We start from the raw sequence: 18,417 nt of genomic DNA on the forward strand, positions 1-18,417 counted from the left end.
CGCCTTCGGGGCTGCCGGCGGGCGGGTGGGGTGGACGGTGGGGAACGGCGGCGGCCGGCGGGCAGGGCGGTGGCCGGTGCCGGTGCCCCGGCCGCCGCCCCGGCCGCCTCCCCCGCCCTGCGGGCGGGTGCCGCCGACGACCTGACCGGCCCCTGCGGGCCGGTGGCCGACTACCGCGCCTCGGACTGGTGGCGCACCACGACCGAACCGCAGATCGCCCAGGCGGTCGCGGAGACGGCGACGGCCGAGCGCTGGCGGTGGCGCAACGACGTCAACACGCTCTGGCGCGGCGACACCCGCGAGAACGTGGAGGACATCTTCCAGTCCGGCTTCGTCCCCCGCGGCGAGCAGCTGATCCCGCTCGACCAGTACATCGTCAAGGGCGGTGGGCAGAACAGCGCCCACCTGAGCACCAGTTGCGCGATGTGGGTGGCGCAGAAGTTCGCGACCTACGGGGCCGCCAGGACGGGCTGGGTCTACGAGATCCACGCCCCCGGCGGCATCGACGTCAACGCCACCGCCCGCGTCAACGACTACCAGTCCCCCTACCTGTGGAACAAGGAGATCGACTTTCCCGGCGGGGTCGAGGGCCGGTACCTCAAGGGCGCCTGCAAGTACCGCCTGACCTCCACCGATCCGGACACGAAGGTCAGCACCTTCGAGAACCTCGGCTGCAAGTCCAACGCCGGCTTCGCGCCGTACAAGAGCGCGGCGGCCACCCTCTGACGGGCACGCCCCCTGACGGGCCCGCCCCCGGCCGGGGGCGGGCACCCGCCGGCAGGAGGGCGGAGGGCGGAGGGCGGATGATGGGGAACGGCGGTGAGCGGGCTCAACGGCCGGGCTCCGTACGGGTGTTCACCCGCGCCGCCGCACCAGTGCCCATGCCGGGAGCAGGGCCAGGGCCAGGACGCCCGCGGCGAGGGCGTAGGCGGTGCGGAAGCCGGAGGGGGCGGTGCCCGCGGCGCCGAGGGTGGCGGAGATCAGGGCGGTGCCGATCGAGGCCCAGAGCTGGGAGTTGATGCTCAGCGCGGTGGTGGCGGCGGCGATCCTGTCCTTGGGCAGGTGGCGGGTGGCGGTGGTCATGGTCGGCATGAGCACCATCCCGGCGCCGACGCCCATGGCCATCGCCGCCGCGACCACCCGCCAGGCGGGCACGCCGGCCTGGCCGGTCTGCAGGGCGGTCAGCGCCATGCCGAGGGCGCCCAGGGCCACGCCGGGCGGGACGAGGCGGCGGGGCCCGATGGCGTCGATGCGCCGCGAGGCGATCTGCATGGACACCCCGACGGCGAGGCCGACGGGCGCGCCGAGCAGTCCGGCCGCCATGGCGCCGTGGCCGCGTACCTGCTGCCAGTACAGCGGGGCGAGCAGCATCGAGCCGAAGTAGCCGCAGGTGAACAGGGCCAGGGTGGCGACGGATGCGGCGAACGTGCGGTCGCGCAACAGGCGCAGGTCGAGCAGGGGTTGACGGATCGTCAGGGAGCGGTGCGTCCATCCGGCGACCAGGAGCGCGCCGGCGGCGGCGGGCGGCCAGGCGGGGTGCTCGCCGGCGAGGGCGTAGAGCAGCAGGGCCAGGCCGGGTGAGAGCATCAGCAGTCCGGGCACGTCCAGCTTCGGCGCGTGCGCGGTGTCCCCCGCCCTCGGCGCGTCCGGGGTGAGCAGGCGCGAGGCAAGGGCCAGGGCGAGCAGTCCGACGGGCAGGTTGACCAGGAACATCCAGCGCCAGGAGAGGGTGTCGAGCAGCCATCCGCCCAGGACGGGTCCGGCGACGGGGCCGACCAGGACGGGCAGTCCGAGCAGCGCCATGGCCCGTCCCATCCCGGTGCGGTCGGCGGCGCGCATCACCGTCGTCATGCCGACGGGCATCAGCAGGCCCCCGCCCAGGCCCTGCAGGGCACGGAAGGCGATCAGGGCGCTGACGTCCCAGGCGCAGGCCGCCAGCAGCGAGCCGGCCGTGAAGAGGGCGAGGGCCAGGAGGTAGGTGCGTTTGGCGCCGATGCGTGCCATCGCCCAGGCGGCGGCGGGGATCACGGCGGCCAGGGCGAGGGTGTAGGCGGTGGTGGCCCACTGGACGGTGGCGACGGGGGCGTGGAAGACCTCGGTGAGGCGGCGCAGCGCGACGTTGACGATCGTCGTGTCGAGGACGGAGAGCATGGAGCCGGTGACGACGACGGCGACGGTGCGTCCCACGGCGGAGCTCCGCTGCGGCGGCGGTGTGACGGCGGTGGCGGTGGCGGTGGTGGCGGTGGCGGTGGCGGTGGCGGTGGCGGTGGCCGGTCGGGTGGCGGGTCGGAGGGTCACGGGGTTCACGCCCCGTAGGGGTGCTGGGTGCGGGCGGTGCGCAGGGCGCGGGCCCACCAGTGGAGTTGGCCGAGCATGCCCTTGGCGGCGCCTTCGCTGACGGCGGTGTCCCGGGGTTCGCCGTCGGGGCCGATGCCGGACCAGGGGCCGTGCAGGCTGACCGAGTCGCGCATGGTGACGGCGTGCAACTCGGCGAAGACCAGGCGCAGTTGCTCGACGGCGCGCAGGCCGCCGCCGAGGCCGCCGTAGGAGACGAAGCCGACGGGCTTGGCCTGCCACTGTTCGCGGTGCCAGTCGATGAGGTTCTTCAGGGCGGCGGGGAAGCTGTGGTTGTACTCGGGGGTGACGACGACGAAGGCGTCGGCGCGGGCGAGTCGGGGGCTGACGGCGGCCAGGGCGGCGGCGGCCTGCGGGGTGGGGGCGCCGCCCCAGTCGGGCATGGCCAGGGGCAGGTCGACGCCGGCGAGGTCGATGACGTCGAGGTGCAGGTCGGGGGCGTGGGTCCCGGCGGTCTTGAGGAACCAGTCGGTGACGGTGGGGCCGAGGCGTCCTTCGCGGACGCTGCCCACGATCACGGCGACGCGCAGGGCAGCGGCGGCAGCGGTGGCGGCGGCGTCCGTGGTGGCGGCGGTGGCAGCAGCGTCCGTGGTGTCGGCGTCGGTGGTGGTGGCGGTGGCGGTGGTGTCGGCGTCGGTGGTGGTGGCGGTGGTGTCGGCGTCGGTGGTGGTGGCGGTGGTGTCGGCGTCGGTGGTGGTGGCGGTGGCGGTGGTGTCGGGCATGGCGGATTCCCCTCCTGCGGCGGTCGGCCGGTGGTCCCGGCCGCTCCTCCGGTAAAGTACAACGTGCGTTGTAAAAAGTGCAACGCTCGTTGTAATTCTTGAGAGGGGTTCACGGTGAGCAGCAGCAACGAGGCCGCCGGGCTGTCGCCGCGCGCGCTGGCCAGGCGGACGGCGATCGCGAGCGCCTCCTGCGCCGTCTTCGGCCGCGAGGGCTACGCGCGCGCCTCCGTCGACGCGCTGGCCGCGGCGGCGGGCGTCTCCACCCGCACGCTCTACAACCACTTCCCCGGCGGCAAGGCCGAGCTGTTCCGTACGGTGGTGTCGTGGACCTCCGGCGAGGTGCGCGACGCCCAGATCGCCCGCCTGGGCGCCCTGCTGGACACCGAGCACCCGCCGGCGCCGCAGGACCTGGAGCGCGACCTGGTCGCCCTGGCGCGGGCCTTCGTCGCGCTGATGGCCGAGCACCCGGACCACTTCGCGCTGGTGCGCCACATCCACGCCGAGGCCGACCACGTGCCGCAGGAGGTGCTGCAGGCGTGGCGCGAGGCCGGACCGGGCCCGGTGGGGCGCGCGCTCGCCCAGGCGATGGCCGCCCTGGCCGGCGCCGGGCTGCTCGACGTGCACGGGGACGCGGCGCTGGCGGCGGCGCACTTCATGGCGCTGACCTCGCACTCGATCGTGCAGCTGACGCACTACGGGGTGCTGGCACTGCCCGAGGAGGAGACGCGGCGCCAGATCACCGGCGGCGTGGCGGCGTTCCTGCGGGCCTACCGGGCCGCCTGACGGGCCGCGGGCGGGCCGTACAACCGGGTGCGGGCCGCGGGCGTACGGCCGGGCCGGGGCGGGGCGGCGCGTTTGACCCGCCCCGGCGGCGGGCGCAGATTGGCAACAGGGGCATCGCGCCTCATCGCGCCTCCTCGACCGCGCCCCCTTCGGCCCAGGTCACCGCCACGCGGCGGCGACGGAAGGGAGCCGGTCATGAACGTCCTGATCACCTGCCTGGGAACCGTCCAGGGCCCGCGCCTGCTCGACGGGCGCACCGGCGACGGGTCGGTGGGCCTGGCCCCGCACTCCGGCGAGCCGTTCAGCGGGACGCGGTGGCAGATGAACGGCGGCTTCGAGGGCGTCGTCACCCTGGTCTGCCAGGGCGACGCCCCGGGCAACCGCTTCCTCGACGGGCGCACCGGCGACGGCACGGTGGGCCTGGCGCCCACCACCGACCCGCCGTTCACCGGCACGCGCTGGAAGGTCGGGGTGCCGATCGACGACTCCTGAGCGCCTGACGGCCTGCGGGTGCTGCGAGTGCTGCGGGCTACGGCCTGCGGGCGCTGCGACCTGCGGGCCTTGGGGGCGGCGGCGTGTGGAAGTCTTGCCAGGTGAACGATGCCCTCACCGCCGCCCTGCAGCGCGCCGCCGGCCACCAGCGCCGCTTCGAAGCGCACTTCGCCGCGTACTTCGACTCCCTGACCGACCCCGCCGGCGGCGCCCTGCAGACCCCGCCGTACGGCGCGTTCCCCGCCCGCGCGCTCGACCTGGTGCGCGAGCTGTCGCTGCGCGGCGGCAAGCGCCTGCGGGTGGTGCTGCTGCACGAGGCCGCCGCCCTGGTCACCGGCGAGGAGGTGAGCGGGCTTCAGGAGGCCGCCGTCGCCATCGAACTGCTGCAGACCCACGGCCTGATCCACGACGACATCATCGACGACGCACCCGTGCGCCGCGCCGGCCCCTCCACCTACTACGCCTACCGCGACCAGTTCCCCGACCGCCCCGACACCGCCCTGGCCCTGGCCGTCCTCGCCGGCGACCTGGCGGCCTTCCTGTCGGTGCGCGTCCTGCTCACCGCCGCCCTGCCGCCCGCCTGCGCCCTGGAGATGGCCGCCGTCCACGCCGACGCCGCGGCCGCCACCGTGACCGGGCAGATCCTCGACCTGGAACGCGACTTCCACCCCGACCCCGACCTCGAACTCCTGCACACTGTCACCGAGTTCAAGTCCACCCGCTACTCCGTCCTCGCCCCGCTGCGCCTGGGCCTGCTCGCCGCCGGCGCCGACCCCGCCGAGCACGACGGCGAACTGCGCGCCTACGCCACCGCCCTGGGCACCGCCAACCAGATCCACGACGACCGGCTCGACCTGTTCGGCGACCCGGCCCGCCTGGGCAAGCCCTGCGGCTCCGACCTGCGCGCCGGCCGGCGCAGCTACGCCGTACGCGCCCTGCTCGCCGCCGCGAACCCGGCCGAACGCGCCGTCCTGGACGCCGCGTTGGCGGACCCGGCCTTCGACGGGGACACCCTGGAACGCGTCCGCCGCATCGCCCGCACCCACGACATCGACCGGACCCTGCGGGACGACGCCCGCCGCCACGCCCACCGGGCTGCGCGCCAGGCCGCCGCGTGGCGGGGCCGCTGGCGGCAGGAGGCGGTGGCGTTCTTCGAGCACCTGCCCGCCTGGAGCGTGGCCCGCGACCACTGACCGTCACCGGCACCGGCACCGGTGACGGTGACGGCGGTGGCGGCGGGCGGGCCCGGCCGCGTCAGGTGGCGGCGGGCAGGTGCGCCAGGAGCGCGGGCGGCGGCAACGCGGGGCTGCCGGGACTGTCCGGGCAACGGTGCTCCACAGCTCGAGGGTCGAGGCAACAGGTCGTCATCCGGACGGCAGGCCCCGGGAGTTCCGGCGCACGACAGCCCGCCCCGAGCCCCGCTCGCACCCGAACCACCCCCACGGGGGCCCCGCATCACCCCACCCGCGCGGCGACACCGCCGGGCCGGCGCCCTTGGCGGCCTGCACGTCGGGGCGCCCCGCCAACCTCTGGGGGCCTCGCCGCCGGCGCCGGTCCCACTGCCGTGTACCGCTGTTGCGTGTCTGCGGCAGGTCCACCGGGCGACAAACTCGTTCGGGGGTCCCGCTCGTGCGCTGCCTGCCCGGCAGCGCGGGGGAGGTGCCGAAGGCGCAGTCGGCGGCCACCGTCGAGCCGCCGGGCCGGGTCGGCGCCGGCGGGCAGCGGATGGACGCCGGTCCCGACCCCCACGGCGACCAGGTCCGGCGGCACCGGCCCGCGCCCGCCGGCTCCCGTCAGCGGCGGGCCTCGATCCGCAGGCCGCCCGTGGTCACCTGGCGGATGGGCTCGCCCGCCAGCAGGTCGTGCGGCTGGCCCAGGGTGATCGCGCCCGCCGCGTCGAGCCGGGCCACTTGGGCGTCCGTCAGCTCGAGCGCCAGGGCGCCCAGGTTGTCCTCCAGCTGGGCGGGGGTGCGGGCGCCGAGCAGCGTGCTCGTCACGCCCGGCTTCCCCAGCGTCCAGGCCAGCGCCACCTGGGCCGCAGTGTGCCCCAGCTCGCCCGGCGGCGGGGCGAACCGGGGCAGGCGGCGTCCCGGCTCGCTGGGCGTTGACCCGTCGTTTCGTGAGGACGCGGAAAGGACGTCCTCACGCCGATAGGCTGCGGACATGATTCGCGCTGTGGTGTTCGATGTCGGTGAGTGCCTGGTCGACGAGACCCGGGAGTACGGTACCTGGGCCGACTGGCTCGGGGTGCCCAGGCACACCTTCGTGGCGCAGTTCGGCGCGACGATCGCGCGCGGGCTCGACTACCGGGAGACGTTCCAGGTCTTCAGGCCCGGCTTCGACCTGTACGAGGAGCGCGAGAAGCGGGCGGCCGCGGGGCGGCCCGAGACGTTCGGCGAGGACGACCTCTACCCCGACGTCCGGGACGCCTTCGCCCGGCTGCGCGCGGACGGCCTGTGGCTGGCGGTCGCCGGGAACCAGACGGTGCGGGCCGGCGCCATCCTGCGTGAACTGTTCACCGGTGACGTCGACTTGATCGCCACCTCCGACGACTGGGGTGCCAGCAAACCGGACCCGGCGTTCTTCACCCGCCTCGCCGAGGCCGTACCGGCCGCGCCGCACGAGATCCTCTACGTCGGCGACCGGCTCGACAACGACGTCCTGCCCGCCGCCCGCTCCGGGATGCGCACGGCCCTGATCCGTCGCGGGCCGTGGGGCTGGATCCAGCAGCACGACCCGGCCGCCGGGCAGGCGACGATGCGCATCGACTCACTGGTGGAACTGCCGAAGCTGATCGCCGAGTTCAACGCTGCAGCGAGTTGAGCGTCGCCGACCAGGAGTACAGCCGGTCGTCCACGGCCCGCACCACCGCCGTGTCCTGCCACTGGGCGAGCGCCCGGCGGGCTTCGCGCACCCGGTCCATGCCGGTGGCGTACCAGGTGGCCGCGAGCTGGTCGAGGGCCTGCTCCAGGAGCGCGCACGCCTGCTCGGGGCGCATGGCCGCCGCCTCGACGGCGGCCAGGTCGCCGAGTACGACGACACGCTGCTTGCCGTCGGTCTGCGGCAGTTCGGCGAGCACCTGTTCCAAGGTCGTGCGCGCCTGGGGGATGAGCCCGGCGGTCAGTTCCGTGTTTCCGCGAAAGGCCCGCAGCCGCGCGGCCGAGAACCAGGTGAACCACTCGGGCGCCGGTGTGGTGCCGCCGGCCGCGAGCACGTCCTCGGCGTGCCGCAGGAGGGCCAGCGCGCCGCGCTGGTCGCCGTTGCGGGTGAGGCATTCGGCCTCGACCGCGTCCAGCCAGGCGAGTACCTCGCCCGCGACGGCGGGAGCCCTGCGGGTGTACGCCCGGGCGGCCTGCATCCGCTCGCGGGCCTCCGGCAGGCGCCCGGCCCAGCCCGGGACGAACGCACTGTGGGCGAGGATGGCGGCGCCGAGCAGGCTGTCGCCCGCTTCGCCCGCCGCCTGCAGTGCGCACACGAGCGTCGTATCGGCGCTGTCCGGCTGCCGCAGGTCGAAGAACTCGATCCGCGCCAGGAGGAGAAGCGACTCGGCGAGAGCGGCGGCGAGGACGTGCCGCGCCACGCCGGACGTCTCGCCGAGGAGCGCGCTGCCGAGCGCGGCATGCTCGGTCACCGCCCGGTGGAGGGTGGCGGGGGCGACGGAGAGGTAGAGGCGCCGGTGGGCCTCGGTGACGACGGCGTAGTCCGCGCCGACCGTTCCGGGCTGGGCCCCGGCGACGCCGTGGGGTCGCGGCAGTGAACCACGCAGCGTCACCGGGACGGCGGGCGCCGGCACGGGAAGGGCATGCGGGGCGCTTTGCGATCTGTCCCAGGGAGGGCGGAAGCCGAGGCTCTCGACCGGCAGGTGGAGTACGTGGACGAGGAGGCGCTGGCTGTCCTCACCCGGCCATGGCGGGGCGTCGGACTCCCAGCGGCGGATCTGGCGGACGCCGACCTCGAATCCGCGCAGGCCGAGCTGGCGTGCCGCTTTAGTGAGGGCGTCAGCGAGGGCCTGCTGCGTGGTGTAGCCGGCGGCCTGACGGGCCGCCTTGAGCGCGATGTTGGGCATACGGTCCTCCGCGCGAGCCGATGGTGAGTCAACTCTATGACGGCGAGGACTCTCTAGGGACTCACCTGGACCCTTTGCCGCCAAAGAAGTCCTCCATGAGTCCTCTGCAAGCCCTTCATGGCGCTGGCCGCGGCGGCGACGATTACCAGCGTCACCGAACGCAAGCGTGCGATCACCGACAGCGGGATTCCGCATGCCGGGAGGTCGGCGACTCCCGTCGGCATCCCAGAGACCCTGTCCGACCCCGAGCGAGTGAGGCTCCCCATGGAACCGAGATCACGAACCGTCACGATGGGGTTCCCGGCCAACCAGGTGAGCATCGGCTCCGTCCGCCGCTGGGCGCAGCAGGCGGTGTCAGAACTCGGCTTGGATCCACTGGAGTTGGACGGTCTTGTGAATGACGTGAGGCTTGTGCTGTCCGAATTGGCCACGAATGCGGTCGTTCATGGCTGCGGGGGCGGCCAGCCGGGTGTGGTGCTGGACGCGGCGATGGGGCTCACCGGGGACTGTGCGTTGCGGGTGTGCGTCAGTGATCCCGGGTCCGAACGGCCCGAGTTGCGGGCGGCGGACGGGGAGGCCGTCGGAGGCCGTGGGCTCGCGCTCGTCCTGGCCGTGGCGGACCGGTTCGGCGTCGACTCCCTTGCCGAGGGCGGGAAGTCGGTATGGGCCGAGTTCGACCTGCCTGGCCCGGGCCTGGCCGTGGTGACGGGCCTGCGTGTCGCCGCGCGGACGCAGCGGCGCCGGGCGGCGGTGTCGGCGCCGCCGGGCCCGGTGGCGCCGGAGCGAATATGGGCGGCACGACGGTCCGGCCGTAGAAGGCCCGGTCGCTGCCGGGCCCCGCAGCACCCGCCCGGCGAGGGCGGGTCGCGCCAGGGCACCGTGCTGCCGCTCCGACCGGTGCCGCGCCTGCCGCGCCTGCCGCGAACCGGACCGCGCCCGTCGGGGCGCAGGATCGGCCGATCCCGGTGGCCCGTTGACGAATTGGGCCTCCGGTGCACGGCCCGGCCTTCCCCCCTTGAGACCGGGCCCCCGCCCGGACAAAGGTCCCCGGCGCGTTGCTCCCCGGCCGCGGCGACCACCGTCCCAGACCGGGCCCTCTGGTAGGTGCCGAGCTCCATCGGCTCCTTCCTTTCTTCCACAGCTACTCCAGAGAAGCGGAGTTCAGTGTGATCGCCCCCGCCGTTTTCCCTTCCTTCCAGCGCGCCTACGCCGCCGTACTGAAGCACGTCACCCAGAACCATGAGTTCGTCAACTCGGCTCGTGGCAACGACAGTCGGGAGATCATCGGCGCGAGCTTCCGGCTCACCGACCCCCGCCGGCGCGCCCTGTACCTGACGAGCCGGCCGGTCAACCCCGTGTACCACCACGCGGAAGCGCTCTGGTACCTGGGCGGCATGCGCAACCTCGACCTGATCGGGCACTACGCCAACCGCCGCCGGGCCGACTCGCGCAACGGCACGACGATCGAGGGCTCGTCCTACGGGGCGCGGATCTTCGCCCCCCGGCTGGGCGGGATGCCTTCGGCGTTCGAGCAGGCGCTGGCGCTGCTGCGCGCCGAGAAGGACAGCAAGCGGGCCTACATGCCGGCCTTCGAGACCCGGGACCTCGACGAGATCGGCCACCCCGACCTGCCGTGCCTGGCCGGCCTCCACCTGCTGGCCCGCGACGGCCACCTACACATGGTCACCTACATGCGGGCCAACGACGCCAATCGCGGCATGGTCTGCGACGTCTACTCCTTCACCCTGATCCAGGAGTTCGCCGCCGCGCTGCTCGGGCTGCGCCTGGGCTCCTACACCCACCACGTGGGCTCGATGCACGTCGGCCTCCAGGACCTGGAGCGCGCGGGCAAGGTGCTGGAGGAGGCCGAGTTCGTGAGCCCCGACGCACCGCCGCGCTTCATCGCCCCGGTGATGCCCGCCACCAGCACGTTGAAGCACATCCGCACGGTACTGGAGCACGAGGCGCTGCTGCGCACCAACCAGGTTCAGTACACCCCGAGGGACGTCGCCGAGCTGGACCTGCCCCGGTACTGGCAGCGCGTGCTGCTGCTGTTCGAGGCGCACAGGCAGATCGTCCACTGCCCGGCGGACGACGTCGATCCGCAGCTGCTCGACGCGCTGGAGCCCGGCGCCCGCTGGCAGTTCGAGCGGCGCTGGCCGGCTCGGGTCGGGGCCGCCGGGTGAGGGGCAACGCGCTGAGCGGCGTCGACTGGTCCCGCTGGAGCGTGGTGCTCCTCAAGCCGGACTGCCTGCGCCGGGGCCTGACCGATCAGGTACTGGCCCGGCTGGAGCGCGCCGCGCGGATCGTCCACCAGCGACAGGTCGTCGTGCAGGACTGGCAGATCCACGTCCACTACTGGGACCTGCTGGTCGGCCAGGACCTCTTCGAGGTGGACGTTCCCGTCTGCCTGCGCAGCACCTACGTGGGCAAGCCAGTCGTCGTGGCGCTCGCCCACGGCGCACCGGGAACCCCCCAGCGGCTGCGCGCACTGCTGGGGCACTTCGACCCGACGCAGGCCGAGGCGGGCACGATCCGCGCCGACCTCGGCGACGACAGCCTCACCGCCGCCAGGGCGCAGCAGCGCCTGGTGGAGAACCTGGTCCATACCTCTGACCACGCCCGCGCCGCCCGCAGGGACTTCGGGACCTGGTTCGGTGCCGGCCGGCACCGGTTACTGGAGATCAAGGAGGAACACCGATGACGACCACCACCCCCGGGGCCCGGCGGCCGCTGCCCCTGCTGACCCCCGAGCAGACCGCGGGGCTCAAGCCGGAGCTGGCCGAGGTCATCGAATACCGCAAGTCGGGCCTGAGCCTGAACCACATCGTCGGGTGCCCGCTGGACTGCGGGTACTGCGTGCGGCACCTGTTCGGCAACTTCGAGCTCAAGACGCCCCGGGCGCTGATGAGTGACGAAGCGGCGGTGGAACTGCTGACCGGTCACCGGTACTTCCGCCCGCACCGCACGCCGATCCAGATCTTCAACCGGGCGACGGACCCGATGCTGGCGGTCGTCAAGCCGCACACCTTCAACACGCTGCGGCTGCTCGACGAACAGGGCCTCACCAACCACGTCCTGGTCATCACCCGGTGGCGTGTCACGCCGCAGGACTGCGCGGTGCTGAACAGCTTCCGCAACCTGCGGCTGACGATGCTGGTCACGCACTCCGGCATCGACCACCCGGGTATCGAGCCGGTGGACTCGAACATCGCCGCCGCCAGCCTCCGGACCCTCCACCAGCACGCCGAGCGCTACCGCACCGTGCTGTACTGGCGCCCGATCGTCCCCGGCCTCAACGACTCCGACACCCACATCCAGCGTGCCCTGGAGCTGTCGAGGCACGCCGACGCGACGGTGTTCACCGGCCTCTTCTTCCGCGAGGAGATCGCCGGGTACTACGCCGACCACGGGCTTCCGCTGCCGTACTCGGACACCGCCCGGCGCAAGATCATGCCGGAGGAGTCCGAGCGGCGCATCCTCGACGCCTTCCGCCGCCCCGACGACCGGGGCGAGCCGTACGGGCCGCTGTTCCGCAAGACCAGCTGCGGCGTCGCGTACGCCCACAAGGTGCCCGACTACAACGGGCACTACGGCATCCGCGAGCTGTGCGACATCTGCCCGGTCGCGCAGCTGGGTCTGTGCCGCGACGCCTGGCAGGCCCCCACGCTGGAGGAGGCGACCGAGCAGGCCCGTGCTCTCGGGGCGGTCGGGGACGTTGAGGTGGACGAACGCGCCATCATCGTCCAGGGCTTGAACGAGCCGCCGCGCTACTTCCTCCAGCACGGCTTCGGCTACCAGGTCCACGACCGTGACAAGCCGCACCGCCACCGCCGCCACGGCCGGGCCGAGATCGGCTGGGCCGACAACACGTAGGAGCACCCATGGACTTCGGCACCTGGCCCCGCATCTTCGTCGTGGACGTGGAGGGCAACGGCGCCCAGCCGCCGGACCTGGTCGAGGTCGCGGCCGTCCCCGTGGAGAACGGGGCCCTGGTGCCGTCGTCCGTCCGCTCCGTCCTGCTCCGCCCGCCCCACCCGATCACTCCGTTCGCGCGGCGGGTGCACGGAATCCGCAACCAGGACGTCGCCGACGCGCCGACCTGGGAGGAGATCGGTCCGCGCGTGCACGCGGACCTGGAGGGCGCGTGGGTCTGCGCGCACAACGCCCACGTGGACTACGGCGTGCTGCTGCGGCACATGCCCGGCTGGAAGCCCGCCGGGGTGCTCGACACCCTGCGACTGGCCCGAGCCACCTACCCGAAGGCCGGCGGCTACAGCCTCGACGCGCTGATCGCCATGACCGGCATCGACCTGTCGGCCGTCCCCGGCCAGCGCCACCGCGCCGCCTACGACGCCTACGCCACCGCCCTGTTGCTGCTCGACCTCGCCGGGCGCTACGACACCTGGGACGCGCTGACCGCTGCCGCGGTCCCGCCCGGGTTGCCCGGCGCCGCCCTGCCTGCGCCGAAACCGGAGGAACCGACACTGTGGTGAAACCCGTCCGCCTCTACATCGCCGGTACGCACTCGACCGGCAAGACCACCCTGGCCCGGCGCATCGAGATGGAGCTGCGCTCCACCGGCCTCACCGTCGCCCGCACCGGGGGCTTCGCGAAGCGGGCCGCCGGGCTCGGGTTCCCGAAGATGACCCGGCACACCTTCGAGTCCACCGCCTGGATCATCAGCTCCACCTGCGCCGCCGCGCTGGAAGCCGAACTCGGCGCCGACGTGGTGATCGTGGACCGGACCCCGTTCGACGCCCTCGCCTACTACCTGGCCGCGCTCCGGCACCGCGACGGGCGGCCCGACCCCGAGGAGCTGTCCCGCCTCACCGGCATGGCGCAGCTGGCCAGCCCCCGGCCGGCCGTGTTCCTGGCCACCGTGCTGGACCCGGCGCTGCCGCTGGCCCAGCACCCGGGCAAGGACCCCGACTGGACCGACGCCGCGTTCCGCGCGGGCGTGGACGAGCAGCTGCACCGCGCCTTGAAGGCGCACAGCGTCCCGTATGTCCCGGTGCCCAACGACGGCCACGCGGAGACCGTCGAGATGGCCGTCGAGGCGATCACCGTCGCCTGGGAGGCGAAGGCGTGAGCGAGACCATCACCATCGCGGGCAAGCCGGTCCCCCGCCTGGGCCTGGGCACCATGCGCCTGACCGGCCCCGGCACCTGGGGTGACCCCGCCGATCCGGCGCAGGCCGTCGCCCTGCTGCGCACCGCTGTGCACGATCTGGGCGTCCTGCACATCGACACCGCCGATGCCTACGGCCCGCACACCGTCGAGGAGGTGGTCCGCCGCGCGCTGCACCCCTATCCGGCGCAGCTGCTGGTGGCCACGAAGGTCGGCATGGTGCGGCCCGCCCCGAACGTGTGGAAGCCGCTCGGGCGCCCCGCGTACCTGCGCGCCGCCGCCGAGGCGTCCCTGCGCCGCCTGGGCGCCGAGCGGATCGACCTGTGCTACCTGCACCGAGTGGACCCCGCGGTGCCGCTTGCCGAGCAGGTCGGCGAACTGGAGGACATGCGGTCCGAGGGCAAGATCGGCGCCATCGGCCTGTCGAAGGTGACGGTCGAGCAGATCGAGGAGGCCGCCGCGGTGGTGCCCGTCGCCGCGGTTCAGAACGTCCTCAACGTCACCGAGCCGGACGACCCGGCGGTGGATCACTGCCGGACCCGCGGCATCCCGTACGTGCCGTACCGGCCGCTGAACGCCGGCAAGCTCGACCCGGACAAGGCGCTGCGGTGGCTGCTGGACCTCGGGCCGCACGTGGCGCCGATCCCCGGAACCGCCGACCCGGAGCACCTGCTCGCCCTGTTCTCGTCGGCGAGCTGACCCGGTGGCGAAGACCTGGATGCCCCGGGAGGAGTTCGTCCGGACGCTGCCCCGGGCTCTGCACAGCGCCAGCGTGCTGCTCTTCGACCCGGAGGGGCGGCTGCTGCTCCTGCACGACTCCTCCAGCGAGGGCCGGGCCGCCAAGGGCTGGCCGCAGCGCTGGTGGGCGCCGGGCGGGCTCCTGCGCGAGGGCGAGGCCCCGGCGAAGGGTGCGTGGCGGGAGGCGCTGGAGGAGACCGGCCTGCACCTGGCCGAGCCGCTGGTCCCGGTCGGCGTGGACTTCGTCCCGCCTGCCGAGGGCTGGCCGCCGGTCAGCAGCTACTTCTTCTCCACCGGGCCGCTCACCTGGGAGCAGGTCGACTCGATCGCCCTCTCCGACGAGCACGACGACCACCAGTTCCATCAACTATCCGACTGGGAGGGCCAGGTGTCGCCCACGATGCACGGCCGGCTGACCGCGCTGGTCGCCGCCTTCGCGCACGAGCAGCAGATCGTCCTGCACTGCGGCAGGCCGATGTGATCTGGCGGCAGCACGGCCGCGAGACGGTGTTCGCCGCGTCCCGTATGGCCGTCCACCGCGACCGGGTGACCCGGCCGGACGGGCAGCCGGACGAGGTATGGGTGACCGAGCTGCCGGACGGCGCGCTGATCGTTCCGGTGGGCGAGAACGGCCGGATCGGCATGGTCCGCTCGGTCACCTACGTCCACGGCGAGGTCGTCACCCCGCCGGGAGGCACCGTCGAGCCCGGCGAGGACCCGTTGGCCGCCGGGCGTCGGGAGCTGCGCGAGGAGGCCGGGCTGACCGCCCGCACCTGGACGCCGCTGGGCAGCGTCGCCCTGCTGACCCGTCACACCTCCCGCTTGCACGTCTTCCTGGCGACCGGCCTGACGTACGGGCAGCAGGAGCTGACCGGCTCGGAGGCCGGGATGACCTTGGAGTGGTGGAACCTGGCGGAGGCGGTTGAGGCCGCGTACGGCGGCCGGCTCACTCTGGCGGCGGGCGCGTCGCTGGGCATCCTGATGGCCGCCCGCCACCTGGAGAACCCCACGAGCTAGGAAGGCGAGGCAACGTGTGCACGGCGTTCGTCAGCATCGCGCCGGACTCGGCGGCGCCGGTGCTCCTGCTCTCCGTCCGGGACGAATATACCGACCGCAGATGGCTACCGCCCGGCCTCCACTGGCCGGAGCAGCCCGATGTCGTCGGCGGCCTGGACCTGGGCGGCGGCGGTGCCTGGCTTGCCGTCGCCACCGGGGCCGGTGCCGAGCCGGTGGCGGCCTGCCTGCTCAACGGGTTCGGCCGAACCGCTTCCCCGCGGCAACGACTCTCCCGGGGTGGGCTGCCCCTCATCGCCGTCGGCGGCCGGCCGGTCAACAGCCTCCGGCTGGAGTGCTACGACCCGTTCCACCTGATCGTCGCCAGGCCCTCCGGGGTGCGGGTGACGAGCTGGACCGGCAACAGCCTCGAAGACCACGAACTGCCCGCCGGTCTGAGCGTCGTCCTCAACGACGGCGTGGACGGCCGGGCGGGTGCCCAGCCCTGCCCGCACCACATCCGCGCGACGATGGCCGCCCGGGCAACACACTTCCGGGCACGGCTGCGAGCGGTTGAGCGCCCTGAGCCACTCGGCGGACGGCCGGACGACGCGTGGGGCCAGTGGCTGCCGATTGCGTGCGGCGACGGTCTCCCGGTTGACGATCCGGCAGCGCTGATACGTCGTCTGGAGTCGTCGAGCGGCCGGGCCTGGGGGGCGGTGTCGCTCTCCCTGCTCGCCCTCGCTCATCAGCAGGTACGGTACGACTTCGGCGCCGTCTCCGACTCCGACTCCGGACTCTCGCCCCGGGTCGTTCTGGAGCCGAGGCCCGTGCGGCGCTGGACCGCTCCTTGCACCGCAGTCAACCGCCACGACGACCAGCACCCACCCGGGCAGCACCTCCTGCAGCAGGATCGATGTGCAGGCTCTTCGCAGGGGCGGCTGTCCGCACCACCCGCCTGCACGGAGAGCGATCCGGTGACAGGGCGATCACGAATCAGCGAACGTCGATCCCGCCGGAACGGGCCGGGGCTTTGATGTCCACCAAGCTCAGCCCCGGGGCCCCGGGCCTCAGGTCCCGGAAGCCCCCACTGCCCTGATTCCGTTCTCCCGGAAAGGTGCTGCCCCCTATGGCCTCCGGCAAAGTAGTCCTGACGAAGGCGTCTCCCACCGTCTCCCTGGACAAGCACGGTGTGACATCCGGTCTCATCCGGGTCAACTTGAACTGGACCTCACCCCAGGACTCCGCCCAACAGGGGGCCAGGGAACCGCGAGGGCTGTTCCAGAAGATGCGGGCCTCGCTGCGAGCGGGAACCACCAAGGACGTGGACCTCGACCTCGGCTGCATGATCAGGTTCAGTGACGGCAGCAAGACCGTCGTCCAGGCGCTGGGCAATGCGTTCGGCGCGGTGAATCGCTTCCCGTACGTCGCGCTGGACGGGGACGACCGGACCGGGGCGCAGGCAGCGGGCGAGAACCTCGTGATCAATCTGGATCACCAGGCCGAGTTCTCCAAGCTGCTGCTCTTCGTCTACATCTACGGCGGGTCCGGGGACTTCCGCGGCCTCGACGCGGTGGTGACCCTCACCTCCGACCGCGGCGACCGGTTCGAGGTGCGTCTCGACGAGTGCCCGCCGCAGGCACACGCATGTGCGATCGCTCTGATCAAGCGGCAGAAGGGCGAACTCGTCGTCGGGCGCGAGGTGAGGTGGTTCACCCCCAAGGACGGCCCGATCATCCACGACGCGATCTCCCGGGCCTACCGGCTCGGCATGAAGTGGACGCCGGGAAGCAAGTAGCCGCCCGGCCACGGCCGCCCAGCCGCCCCTGCCCCGGGCGGTGGTCCGGCGCCCGGCGAAGCCCGCCGGGCCCCGGACGGAGCAGGCGGGTGGGGGTGGGCGGTGGGGAACGGCGGCGAGACTTCTCAACATGGAGGCCACGCACGGGCGTTCGCCCCGGGGCCGGGCCGGGAGGTCGGCCTGGAGGGTGACGACCTGGCGGAAGGCCCTGTTGGCTCCCACCACCGGGCAGGCTCGGCCACTAGCCTCTGGGGGACGGCGAAGGAGAGGTGGGCAACGGTGCTCGACCCCGACGAGGAGAGCGTGTCCGCCTGGTACACCGCCCGACGCAGCCGATACCGGCCGGCGGGCACGCGCGATGCCATAGCCCTCGACCCCGACGCCCGCAGATGCCTCCTCGAGGACACGCCCCGTCTGGTCGTCGAATGGGACGGGGCCCAATGGCAGCCGGTCGGTGTGGCCGAGAACTACTCGGAGGCGTACCCGGTCATCGTCCGGCGCGGCGCCGACTTCGCTCCGCCGCAGGACGACACCCCCGTTGCGCTGCTGCGCAAGGGGAGCGGGCGGCACCGCAAGGACTGACTGCGGGTCCGAAGCGCGGCGAGGCCCCTCCCCCGTGTGGCCCCGGTGCGTTGCCCTCTGCTGCTCGGACTCCTGCTTCGCCAGCTCGGCCTGGGGCATGACGGCGCGAGCGTGCGGTGCGGTCCCGGTGTGCCACCCGGCCTGGCCGTGCGGCGCACGGCCAGGCCGGGGGCGGGCACCCGCCGGCAGGCGGGTGGGGGGTGGACGGTGGGGAACGGCGGGTGCTGTTGCTCAACAACGGGATGACGCGCGGGTGTTCAGCCCAGGAGGTCGGCTTGGAGGGTGGCGACCTGGCGGAAGGAGGCGAGGGGGACGCCGTCGGGGTTGGTCATGGTGACCACGCCCATGACGTCGGAGGCGCACAGGTAGGCCAGGCGGCCGGTGGGCAGGTCCTTGGCGGCCTTCTTGCGCCCGTTGAGGGCGGTGAGGGTGACGCCGTCGACGCTGTCCCAGTCCTTGAGGGACATGGTGTCGGACTCGGGGACGGCCTTGGGCACGCTGCGGGCGCGCACGGTGGTGTAGGCGTCCCAGGCTTCGCCCGCGGAGGCGAAGCGCAGCAGGCGGATCTGGGTGCGGGTGCCGTCGGGGGTGGTCCATTCGCGAACCGTGGCGCCCAGGCAGACGTTGCGCTGGAGCATGGGGCGCAGTTTGGCGGCGTCCTGCTGGTCGGCGCCGATGGCGTCGCAGGGGACCCAGTCGGCGAAGGCGGTGGCGGCGGGGGCTCCGTGGGTGGTGGGGGCCGCCGGGGCGGGGGTGGT

21 protein-coding genes and 1 pseudogene are annotated in these 18,417 nt (G+C 73.5%); 17 read left to right on the plus strand and 5 right to left on the minus strand.

The features are described from left to right. Positions 1 to 69: 69 nt before the first annotated feature. Positions 70 to 726: a scabin-related ADP-ribosyltransferase gene (locus IH61_RS0135980; protein ID WP_031077822.1), complete on the plus strand. Its 657-nt coding sequence runs from the start codon at positions 70 to 72 to the stop codon at positions 724 to 726. Positions 727 to 855: 129 nt separating this feature from the next. Here IH61_RS0135980 and IH61_RS0135985 read toward each other — a convergent pair whose 3' ends face one another. Both IH61_RS0135985 and IH61_RS0135990 read right to left on the minus strand, forming a co-directional pair. After that, the gene (locus tag IH61_RS0135985) at positions 856 to 2,298 is read right to left on the minus strand and encodes a DHA2 family efflux MFS transporter permease subunit (RefSeq protein ID WP_078911649.1); all 1,443 of its coding nucleotides are present in this window, start codon (positions 2,296 to 2,298) and stop codon (positions 856 to 858) included. Between the two features lie 5 nt (positions 2,299 to 2,303). Next, positions 2,304 to 2,873 carry an NAD(P)H-dependent oxidoreductase gene (locus IH61_RS0135990; protein ID WP_199823437.1) on the minus strand — a complete coding sequence of 190 codons (570 nt, stop codon included), beginning with the start codon at positions 2,871 to 2,873 and terminating at the stop codon, positions 2,304 to 2,306. A 318-nt stretch (positions 2,874 to 3,191) separates the two neighbouring features. On the opposite strand from IH61_RS0135990, the gene IH61_RS0135995 reads away from it, so the two are divergent. The 3 genes from IH61_RS0135995 (at position 3,192) to IH61_RS0136005 (ending at position 5,545) form a co-directional block, all read left to right on the plus strand. Next, positions 3,192 to 3,860, plus strand: a complete 669-nt coding sequence (locus tag IH61_RS0135995; protein ID WP_037973808.1) for a TetR/AcrR family transcriptional regulator — start codon at positions 3,192 to 3,194, stop codon at positions 3,858 to 3,860. Between the two features lie 195 nt (positions 3,861 to 4,055). After that, complete coding sequence (locus IH61_RS0136000) at positions 4,056 to 4,352, plus strand: hypothetical protein (protein ID WP_031077830.1); 297 nt, start codon at positions 4,056 to 4,058, stop codon at positions 4,350 to 4,352. 101 nt (positions 4,353 to 4,453) lie between these two features. Continuing rightward, the gene (locus IH61_RS0136005) at positions 4,454 to 5,545 is read left to right on the plus strand and encodes a polyprenyl synthetase family protein (protein ID WP_031077832.1); all 1,092 of its coding nucleotides are present in this window, start codon (positions 4,454 to 4,456) and stop codon (positions 5,543 to 5,545) included. 600 nt (positions 5,546 to 6,145) lie between these two features. Here the strand turns inward: IH61_RS0136005 and IH61_RS49820 are convergent. Then, on the minus strand, positions 6,146 to 6,517 hold the full coding sequence (locus IH61_RS49820; RefSeq protein ID WP_078911651.1) for an aldo/keto reductase: 372 nt from the start codon (positions 6,515 to 6,517) through the stop codon (positions 6,146 to 6,148). On the opposite strand from IH61_RS49820, the gene IH61_RS0136015 reads away from it, so the two are divergent. Beyond that, positions 6,516 to 7,175 carry an HAD family hydrolase gene (locus IH61_RS0136015; protein WP_031077835.1) on the plus strand — a complete coding sequence of 220 codons (660 nt, stop codon included), beginning with the start codon at positions 6,516 to 6,518 and terminating at the stop codon, positions 7,173 to 7,175. The two genes, IH61_RS49820 and IH61_RS0136015, sit on opposite strands and share 2 nt — an antisense overlap. Here the strand turns inward: IH61_RS0136015 and IH61_RS0136020 are convergent. Then, entirely contained in the window at positions 7,156 to 8,418 is a 1,263-nt protein-coding gene (locus tag IH61_RS0136020; RefSeq protein WP_031077837.1) for a hypothetical protein, read from the minus strand. The two genes, IH61_RS0136015 and IH61_RS0136020, sit on opposite strands and share 20 nt — an antisense overlap. Before the next feature lie 291 nt (positions 8,419 to 8,709). On the opposite strand from IH61_RS0136020, the gene IH61_RS50440 reads away from it, so the two are divergent. From IH61_RS50440 to IH61_RS0136080, 12 genes are all read left to right on the plus strand, one after another. Continuing rightward, complete coding sequence (locus IH61_RS50440; RefSeq protein WP_420714052.1) at positions 8,710 to 9,522, plus strand: ATP-binding protein; 813 nt, start codon at positions 8,710 to 8,712, stop codon at positions 9,520 to 9,522. A 62-nt stretch (positions 9,523 to 9,584) separates the two neighbouring features. Then, the gene (locus tag IH61_RS0136030) at positions 9,585 to 10,604 is read left to right on the plus strand and encodes a thymidylate synthase (RefSeq protein WP_234327485.1); all 1,020 of its coding nucleotides are present in this window, start codon (positions 9,585 to 9,587) and stop codon (positions 10,602 to 10,604) included. Continuing rightward, entirely contained in the window at positions 10,601 to 11,122 is a 522-nt protein-coding gene (locus IH61_RS0136035; RefSeq protein WP_051838615.1) for a nucleoside-diphosphate kinase, read from the plus strand. The genes IH61_RS0136030 and IH61_RS0136035 overlap by 4 nt, the downstream gene beginning before the upstream one ends. Further along, on the plus strand, positions 11,119 to 12,294 hold the full coding sequence (locus tag IH61_RS0136040; RefSeq protein WP_031077843.1) for a radical SAM protein: 1,176 nt from the start codon (positions 11,119 to 11,121) through the stop codon (positions 12,292 to 12,294). Before IH61_RS0136035 ends, IH61_RS0136040 begins: the two co-directional genes overlap by 4 nt. Before the next feature lie 8 nt (positions 12,295 to 12,302). Next, positions 12,303 to 12,914 (plus strand): 3'-5' exonuclease, encoded by a 612-nt coding sequence (locus tag IH61_RS0136045; protein ID WP_031077846.1) that lies wholly within the window; start codon positions 12,303 to 12,305, stop codon positions 12,912 to 12,914. After that, entirely contained in the window at positions 12,908 to 13,510 is a 603-nt protein-coding gene (locus tag IH61_RS43545) for an AAA family ATPase (protein WP_051838616.1), read from the plus strand. The genes IH61_RS0136045 and IH61_RS43545 overlap by 7 nt, the downstream gene beginning before the upstream one ends. Continuing rightward, the gene (locus tag IH61_RS0136055; protein WP_031077851.1) at positions 13,507 to 14,247 is read left to right on the plus strand and encodes an aldo/keto reductase; all 741 of its coding nucleotides are present in this window, start codon (positions 13,507 to 13,509) and stop codon (positions 14,245 to 14,247) included. The genes IH61_RS43545 and IH61_RS0136055 overlap by 4 nt, the downstream gene beginning before the upstream one ends. A gap of 4 nt (positions 14,248 to 14,251) precedes the next feature. Beyond that, a complete protein-coding gene (locus tag IH61_RS43550) occupies positions 14,252 to 14,767 on the plus strand; it encodes an NUDIX domain-containing protein (RefSeq protein WP_051838617.1) in 516 nt (171 codons plus the stop codon). Then, positions 14,764 to 15,303, plus strand: a complete 540-nt coding sequence (locus IH61_RS0136065) for an NUDIX domain-containing protein (protein WP_078911652.1) — start codon at positions 14,764 to 14,766, stop codon at positions 15,301 to 15,303. Before IH61_RS43550 ends, IH61_RS0136065 begins: the two co-directional genes overlap by 4 nt. A 14-nt stretch (positions 15,304 to 15,317) precedes the next feature. Beyond that, a complete protein-coding gene (locus IH61_RS0136070; RefSeq protein WP_051838618.1) occupies positions 15,318 to 16,316 on the plus strand; it encodes an NRDE family protein in 999 nt (332 codons plus the stop codon). 92 nt (positions 16,317 to 16,408) lie between these two features. Continuing rightward, positions 16,409 to 17,077 (plus strand): hypothetical protein, encoded by a 669-nt coding sequence (locus IH61_RS0136075; RefSeq protein WP_031077859.1) that lies wholly within the window; start codon positions 16,409 to 16,411, stop codon positions 17,075 to 17,077. A 279-nt stretch (positions 17,078 to 17,356) separates the two neighbouring features. Further along, the gene (locus tag IH61_RS0136080; protein ID WP_031077861.1) at positions 17,357 to 17,659 is read left to right on the plus strand and encodes a DUF6087 family protein; all 303 of its coding nucleotides are present in this window, start codon (positions 17,357 to 17,359) and stop codon (positions 17,657 to 17,659) included. 257 nt (positions 17,660 to 17,916) lie between these two features. Here IH61_RS0136080 and IH61_RS0136085 read toward each other — a convergent pair. Further along, positions 17,917 to 18,417 (minus strand): annotated as a pseudogene (locus IH61_RS0136085) (hypothetical protein); the annotation flags it as partial.

It is taken from the genome of Streptomyces sp. NRRL WC-3742 (genome assembly GCF_000720635.1).
In the GTDB taxonomy this organism is placed as follows: Bacteria; Actinomycetota; Actinomycetes; order Streptomycetales; family Streptomycetaceae; genus Kitasatospora.

Bases quoted from the DNA above. Each gene is read 5' to 3' on its own strand.
- IH61_RS0136000 (WP_031077830.1), top strand. From the start codon at position 4,056: ATGAACGTCCTGATCACCTGCCTGGGAACCGTCCAGGGCCCGCGCCTG.
- IH61_RS0136015 (WP_031077835.1), top strand. From the start codon at position 6,516: ATGATTCGCGCTGTGGTGTTCGATGTCGGTGAGTGCCTGGTCGACGAG.
- IH61_RS49820 (WP_078911651.1), bottom strand. From the start codon at position 6,517: ATGTCCGCAGCCTATCGGCGTGAGGACGTCCTTTCCGCGTCCTCACGA.
- IH61_RS0136020 (WP_031077837.1), bottom strand. From the start codon at position 8,418: ATGCCCAACATCGCGCTCAAGGCGGCCCGTCAGGCCGCCGGCTACACC.
- IH61_RS50440 (WP_420714052.1), top strand. From the start codon at position 8,710: ATGGGGTTCCCGGCCAACCAGGTGAGCATCGGCTCCGTCCGCCGCTGG.
- IH61_RS0136040 (WP_031077843.1), top strand. From the start codon at position 11,119: ATGACGACCACCACCCCCGGGGCCCGGCGGCCGCTGCCCCTGCTGACC.
- IH61_RS0136045 (WP_031077846.1), top strand. From the start codon at position 12,303: ATGGACTTCGGCACCTGGCCCCGCATCTTCGTCGTGGACGTGGAGGGC.
- IH61_RS0136075 (WP_031077859.1), top strand. From the start codon at position 16,409: ATGGCCTCCGGCAAAGTAGTCCTGACGAAGGCGTCTCCCACCGTCTCC.